Below are 7,537 nucleotides of genomic sequence, written 5' to 3'. Positions count from 1 at the left end.
GGGCCAGGGTGCCTTTGAGCTATGCCTTGCCGTTGAGGAGCTGAGCAGGGCCTGCCTGGGTGTATCGACAAGTTATGCGGCAAATGCCCTTGGGACGTATCCGATACTGTTATTTGGAACGGACGAACAGAAAAAGAAATATCTGCCGGATATAGCATCAGGAAGAAAACTCGTAGCCTTCGGCCTAACGGAGGCTAATGCCGGAAGCGACGCGGCAGGCATACAAACGACAGCCATAAAAAGTGGAACCGAATATGTACTAAACGGCACAAAGCAGTGGATAACAAACGGCGGCGTGGCCGACATATATACGGTAATAGCAATGACGGACAAGTCCCGCGGGGCACGCGGGGCATCAGCCCTGATAGTTGAAAAAGGTACGCCCGGCTTTACGTTTGGCAAGAAAGAAAAGAAAATGGGCATAAGGGCCTCGGCCACGTGCGAACTCGTGTTTGATGAATGCCGCATACCAAAGGACAACGTCATTGGGCGTGACGGGATGGGGTTTATAGTTGCAATGAAGACCCTTGACCAGTCAAGGACAGGTGTGGGGGCACAAGGCGTTGGGGTTGCCCAGGGTGCCTTCGAGGAGGCGACGAGCTTTGCCAGTAATCGCATACAGTTTGGGAAGCCGATTATAAGTTTTCAGGCCATCCAGCACATGCTGGCCGACATGGCAATTCAGATAGAGGCCGCCAGAGCGCTGGTCTATAACGTGGCGCGTTATGTTGACAGCGGGGCAAAGGAGATTACAAAGGCCTCTGCAATTGCCAAGACATTTGCAACAGACGTTGCCATGAAGGTGACAACGGATGCCCTTCAGGTGATGGGAGGTTCCGGCTATATGAGGGAGTATCCGCTTGAAAAGATGATGCGTGATGCTAAAATCCTCCAAATATACGAAGGCACGAACCAGATACAGAGAAACGTAATTTGTCAGAACCTGATTAAAGAGTTCACGAGGAACAAGTGAGCATGAAAATCATAGTGTGCATAAAGCAGGTGCCAGATACTTCAGAGGTAAGGATAAATCCCGAGACAAACACATTGATAAGAGACGGAGTGCCAAGCATAATAAATCCCTATGACCTGCACGCAATTGAGGCGGCCCTTGAAATAAAGGATATGATGAGCGCCGAGGTAACTGTGCTGACAATGGGACCGCCGCAGGCCGAGATTGCGTTGAAAGATGCCGTTGCGATGGGGGCCGACGATGCGGTGCTGCTTACCGACAGGGCATTTGCAGGTTCGGACACGTGGGCAACTGCGTACACTCTGTCAGCGGCGATAAGGTTTTTAGGCTGCGACATGGTCTTATGCGGCAAGCAGGCTATCGATGGAGACACTGCCCAGGTCGGGCCGGCTATTGCGGAATTTATGAATATACCACATATCTCATATGTCAGCAGCATAACATCCATATCGACCGACTCGATAACGGTAAGAAGGCTGATGGACGAAGGCTACGACGTAGTGGAAGCACCGCTTCCGGTCTTGCTAACGGTAGTGAAGGAACTGAATCAACCGAGAATGGCGTCATTAAAGGGGAAAATGCGGGCAAAGAAACTTCAAATCAAAAAGTTGACACACAAAGACCTCTCCTTGGACGAAAACAATCTTGGCCTAAAGGGTTCACCAACGCAGGTGAAAAATATTTTCGCACCTCAGACGAAAAAAGACAGGATAATAATCGGCGGAACACCCGGCGAGCAGACCGATGAACTGATTTCGATATTAAAAGAAATTAAATGTATTTAATAAGGCACACTAAGGAGTAATCATGCAGATTAAGGTGGATAGGGAGCTGTGTACTGGATGCCAGACATGTATTGCATCATGTCCGTACGACGCGATAGTGATGACGCAGGACAAGGCCTTTATAAACGAGTACTGCCAGCTGTGCCGCGCATGTATGAGCGCCTGTCCAGAGGGGGCAATTAAAGAATATACGGATTCTCCAGCACAAGATACGCTAGGAGATATGACCGCATATAAGGGTATTTTAGTATTTGCAGAACAGAGAGACGGCAGAATTGCCCATGTGGCACTTGAACTGCTATCAACCGGCAGGAGGCTTGCCGATACGCTGTCTGTCCAGCTCAGTGCCGCATTGTTTGGCGCCGGTGAGGCAGAGGCCGCAGAGCTTATCAAATGGGGAGCAGACATAGTCTATTTGTGTTGCGACAACCGACTTATGAGATTTAATGACGAACCCTATACGGAATTACTATCAAAGATAATATCCGAGCATAAGCCTGAGATAGTCCTTGCGGGGGCAACGGCAGTGGGGAGGTCTTTCTTCCCTCGCGTGGCAGCACGCCTTCATGCCGGGCTGACGGCAGACTGCACCTCTTTGGAGATAGAAGAGGGGACGCGCAACCTGCTTGCCATAAGGCCGGCCTTTGGCGGCAATATCATGGCGACAATCCTCTGTCCTGGCACAAGGCCGCAGATGGCCACAGTACGTCCAAAGGTAATGAAAAAAGGCTCTTATGACACGTGCCGAAAGGGAGAGATTGTAAAAATAGAAATGCCAGTGAAGGCATATCGCACAAAGGTAGTGGATGTGGTAAAAGAGGACTCGTATTTTAATATAAGCCTGCAAGATGCCGAGGTGATTGTCTCCGGGGGACGCGGGCTGGGAAACGCAAAGGGATTTGAAATGCTCAGAGAACTTGCCGAGCTTCTAAGCGGCACGCTTGGGGCATCGAGGGCCGCAGTGGATGAAGGGTGGATTCAGTACGGCCACCAAGTCGGTCAAACGGGGAAAACAGTCTGCCCCAAGATTTATATAGCGTGTGGAATATCGGGGGCCGTTCAGCACATGGTGGGAATGCAGTCATCTGATATAATTATTGCGATAAATAAAAACCCTGAGGCCCCGATATTCGACATTGCCAACTATGGCATCGTAGGCGACATATACGAGATAGTTCCGTTAGCGATAAAAAAGATTAAAGGAGAGAAAGGACTATGAGAAGGGCCGCCTTTGTTTTCCCTGGACAGGGTTCTCAATCCATCGGTATGGGATTAGAGTTCTACGAAAAGTATGACGAGGTAAGGGTTGTATATAAAGAGGCCTCAGACGCCCTTGGTTACGACATTGCGGAGCTGTGCTTCAGCGGCCAGAAAGAGGAACTTAACAAGACCTTTCGTACACAGCCGTGTATTTTAACCACCAGCATAGCTGCGTATAGAGTGTTGCAGCTCAAAGGCATAAGACCTGACGTAGTGGCCGGTCACAGCCTTGGCGAGTATTCGGCCCTGGTGGCAGCGGGCGTACTTCTGTTGCGGGATGCCGTTATTCTTACTGAAAAGAGAGGGCATTTCATGCAGGATGCCGTCCCTGAGGGACAAGGGTTGATGGCCGCCATAATCGGATTAGACAGAGAGGCAGTTGACAGGATTTGTATGAATGCCGCTTCGGGCTATGTCTCACCAGCGAACTATAACTGTCCGGAGCAGGTCGTGATAGCGGGAGAAAAGAAGGCCGTAGAGGAAGCCATAAGGCTTGCCAAACAAGAGGGCGCAAGGCGTGCCGTTGCCCTGGCGGTAAGCGTGCCCTCTCACTGTACGCTGATGATGAGTGCTTCTGAGAAACTGGGCACATATATGGAGGGCATTTCGTTTCACAAGCCTGAAATCCCTATTGTCAACAACGCAGACGCTATAGTGCTGGGAACCGTGGATAAGATAAAATCCTCTCTGGTAAGACAGCTCAACAGCCCCCTGCTCTGGGAGGATTCGATAAGGACGATAACCGGCATGGACGTAGAGGTGTTTGTCGAGGTTGGGCCAGGGACCGTCCTGAGCGGTCTGATAAAACGCATTGACTCAAAAGCGGCAATATACAGCGTAAACGACGGCGCCTCATTGGAGCGCTTCTTAAATGCACTAAACGCCTGAGAAGGCATAAACTTCGGAGGTTTCATGATCAAGGTTTACTACGACAAGGATGCAAAATCAGAGGAGTTGAAGGGAAAGAAAATCGTCGTCATGGGCTATGGCAGCCAGGGCCACGCCCATGCGAACAATCTCAGGGAGAGCGGCATGGATGTAACCGTCGGCCTAAGAAAAGGCGGCAGTTGGAAAAAGGCTGAAGATGCCGGTTTTAAGGTCATGCTGCCATCTGAGGCGGCAGCCATTGCTGACGTAATAATGATCCTCCTGCCGGATGAGTATCAGGCGGATATTTATAATAACGACATAGCCCCGTACATAAAAAAATCGGTTTATATTGCCTTTGCCCATGGTTTTAATATACACTTCGGACAGATAGTGCCGCCTCCAGAGATGAACGTATTTATGGCAGCCCCCAAAGGCCCCGGCCATCTTGTCAGGAGCGAATACATAAAAGGAAGCGGCGTGCCATGCCTTATTGCGGTTCATCAGGACCCGTCTGGTAATACGAAAGAGATCGCCCTTGCATATGCCTCGGCAATCGGAGGAGGCAGAGCTGGCATCATAGAAACCAACTTCAGGGAAGAGACCGAAACTGACCTCTTCGGTGAACAGGCCGTACTTTGCGGCGGGCTTACCGCGCTGATACAGGCGGGATTTGAGACACTTACCGAAGCCGGCTATGCCCCTGAGATGGCCTATTTTGAGTGTTTGCATGAGGTAAAATTAATCGTTGACCTTATATATGAGGGCGGGATTTCCAATATGCGCTACTCCATCAGCAACACGGCCCAGTATGGGGACCTCACCAGAGGCCCAAGAATAATAACTGAAGAGACGAAAAAGGAGATGAAGAGAATTCTCTCGGAGATACAGTCAGGGGTCTTTGCACGGGAATGGATTTTGGAATGCCGTGCGAACAAACCCGTGTTCAATGCCCTGACGCGCAAGGGCGAGGCACACCTTGTTGAGGACGTTGGCGCCAAACTCAGGGCAATGATGCCCTGGTTGAAAAAAGGTAAGTTAGTTGATAAATCGAAGGCATAAATGTCAGGTCCCTGGTTTTAAACCGTTTGGCCTGATTAAGCCATGACGACGAATTTAGATATAACGATATTTGTATTAATACTCGAATATCTTATACTATTTATAGTAGTAAGCCTTGTGTTGTATAAGAGAAAGAAACCTATGCCGCCACCACAAGACGGGGAAGAATTACAACTATACCTGAGAGGCAAGCTTAAGCAGGTCAAAAACAAGATAAGCAAAGGCGAAGGAGATGTCCTGAAAAAGGTATATGAGATAGAACATGATTTAATAAATGCCTTAATTGGCGGCATAGCCAGGCAGCATGAGGGCCGTGCAGAGGAGACGCTGCACGATAGGATATTCTGGGAAGGTGTGTTTGGTTCTTTCGATAAGAATATCGGAAAACTGATGGAGATTTCAGCGCAACAGAACGCACTTGAGGATACTGTTCCCATGGATTCCTGTGATCAACAAGAAACCGAAGACCTGTTGTCGCTTGACAACAGCGATCTGCTCAGCACATCGAATCGTGCCGATGTGCTCATGTCCGAAGTGGAAAGCGGCAAAACTTCTGACAGCGCCGCTGAAAACATTGCTGTGCTAAAGGAGGAGGTAATAGTGTTGATGGGCTATGGGGATACGGTTAAGGGGGTTATCCGAAAACTTCAAACAATAAAAGAACTCAATGACCGCCTCTACGTACAAAATAAAAACAGGGCAGAGAAGTCCAAAAACCTTCAGGCAATCCTTACCGATTACAACAGGAGCAATCAAGAACTGCAAGTTTACATACGTGTGCTTGAAAACGCATTCACCGAGCTTCAGGAAAAGGTTAAAGACCTTAAAATAACAAAAAAACCGTCCTCAACCAGATAAGGACACCATGAAAACAAAAGAAGATACCATAGGAATAATCAAAAAAGAATTAGAGTCGGTACATGAGTTCCCGGTCATGTCCCATACGCTTAACCTGGTCAGCAGGCAAGCCGATGCAAAAAGCGATGCCACAGTAACCCAGCTAACAGATACGATATTGCACGATTTTGCACTTACCAACAAGATTCTCAAAATAGCAAATACGGCCCATTACATTAAGAGCACATACGGCGGGAAGATCAACACGGTATCGAGGGCGGTATATATCCTGGGACTCGATCACATAAGGAATGCCGCGCTTTCTTTAATGTTATTTGATAACCTAAACAATAAAAACCTCGTAAAAGAGCTCAAAAACGTCATGATGACAAGTTTCATCAGTGCCATTTTAGCGCGTGAGCTGGCACTGGCACTGGAAAAGAAAAACACCGAAGAGGCCTTTTTGTGCTCGATGTTCTACGATTTTGGGAAGATACTCTCGACTTTCTATCTTCCAGGAGACAGCACTCTGGTCAGGGAATTGATTAGCAAGCGTGGAGTCAATGAGGGGGCTGCGTCATTTAAAATATTTGGGATATCATACGAAAAGCTTGGCATGGTGTTCGCCAAAGAATGGCAGTTTTCCAATCAAATAGTATATTGCATGCAGAGATACAACCAACCGAAGGTTCCCAGACCTACCTCGGAGCTTGATATGCTCCGATGCATTGTGAACTTCTCAAACGAACTCTGCGCGATTGCCAATTCCACAGACAATGATCAAGAGCTATGGAAAAGCGGCTTAAATTCCCTGATCGAAAAATATAAAGATTGCTTTAGTATCTCCGCCGAACAGATTATCGGGATAGTTCAAAAGGCACAAGACGAGATATTAGACTATGCCAGGGACTTCAATATTAATCTCAGTCAAATAAGCTTTGTTAAAACAATAAAGGGGTTGCTGGACGATAAAGGTACTGAGAAGAAAAACGAAGAGAAGGCCGGTGACCCAAGAACTAAACTGGCGAAATCCGTTAAGGACTCCGCCTACGGAGGCAGCAACGGTGTACAAGTGCTGGATATGAGCAGCCAATCCACTGTTGACGATGACCCGATGACAATATTTGCAAGAGGCGTACAGGAGGTGGCAACGGCACTGATTGAGGACATATCGCTTAACGATATTTTAAGAATGATACTGGAGATAATGTTTCGTGGCCTCGGCACGACCAGAATAATAATCTGCATAAAGACGCCGAAAGACAACATCATGGAGGCCCGCTTTGGTTTTGGAGAGGACGTCATGTCGGTGATAACGCGTTTTAAATTCGTAGTGGATATCGACGCGGAGGATATTTTTAACAAATCACTCACCGATGGAGCAGACCTGCTGATAAACGACATCAACGAAGCCAGGGTAAAGGCACGAATCCCTGGATGGTACAGAAATCTCCTCGATTCTGAGACGTTTCTATTGTTTCCGATAAAGATAAATAAAATCCCTCTAGGAATAATCTACACCGACAAACCCTTCGCTGGAGAACTGCAAATAGAACCAAAAATCCTGCGATACCTGAAGACCTTAAGAGATCAGGCCATCCTGGCGGTCAAACAAAAATACAAGTAGATTTTATGCATCAAATGCAACTTGAGACCGTTGCAAAAATAAGTAGCAGAGAAGAGTTATAATTTATGTGTAATTGAATAAGAAGGGGGTAAAAAAATAGATGTCACATAAAGCGATGAATCAACT

At 47.8% G+C, this 7,537-nt stretch carries 7 protein-coding genes; all 7 read left to right on the top strand.

Going from position 1 to position 7,537, the window contains the following annotated elements; translation table 11 throughout:
* Positions 1–973: acyl-CoA dehydrogenase family protein (locus tag HWQ67_RS09930; protein WP_218252533.1), on the top strand; the 973-nt coding region annotated here is incomplete at its 5' end.
* Positions 974–975: 2 nt separating this feature from the next.
* Positions 976–1,758 (top strand): electron transfer flavoprotein subunit beta/FixA family protein, encoded by a 783-nt coding sequence (locus HWQ67_RS09925; RefSeq protein WP_218252532.1) that lies wholly within the window; start codon positions 976–978, stop codon positions 1,756–1,758.
* Between the two features lie 22 nt (positions 1,759–1,780).
* Complete coding sequence (locus HWQ67_RS09920) at positions 1,781–2,977, top strand: electron transfer flavoprotein subunit alpha (RefSeq protein WP_218252531.1); 1,197 nt, start codon at positions 1,781–1,783, stop codon at positions 2,975–2,977.
* Entirely contained in the window at positions 2,974–3,906 is a 933-nt protein-coding gene (gene fabD, locus HWQ67_RS09915) for an ACP S-malonyltransferase (protein WP_218252530.1), read from the top strand. Before HWQ67_RS09920 ends, fabD begins: the two co-directional genes overlap by 4 nt.
* 27 nt (positions 3,907–3,933) lie before the next feature.
* Positions 3,934–4,947 carry a ketol-acid reductoisomerase gene (gene ilvC, locus HWQ67_RS09910; RefSeq protein WP_218252534.1) on the top strand — a complete coding sequence of 338 codons (1,014 nt, stop codon included), beginning with the start codon at positions 3,934–3,936 and terminating at the stop codon, positions 4,945–4,947.
* A gap of 141 nt (positions 4,948–5,088) precedes the next feature.
* The gene (locus tag HWQ67_RS09905) at positions 5,089–5,805 is read left to right on the top strand and encodes a hypothetical protein (RefSeq protein WP_218252529.1); all 717 of its coding nucleotides are present in this window, start codon (positions 5,089–5,091) and stop codon (positions 5,803–5,805) included.
* A 7-nt stretch (positions 5,806–5,812) separates the two neighbouring features.
* A complete protein-coding gene (locus tag HWQ67_RS09900; protein WP_218252528.1) occupies positions 5,813–7,411 on the top strand; it encodes an HDOD domain-containing protein in 1,599 nt (532 codons plus the stop codon).
* Positions 7,412–7,537: the final 126 nt, after the last annotated feature.

It is taken from the genome of Candidatus Magnetobacterium casense (assembly GCF_019173545.1).
GTDB lineage: Bacteria > Nitrospirota > Thermodesulfovibrionia > Thermodesulfovibrionales > Magnetobacteriaceae > Magnetobacterium > Magnetobacterium cryptolimnobacter.
Note: the sequence above shows the minus strand (reverse complement) of the source record. Positions and strands in the feature narration are given on the sequence as shown.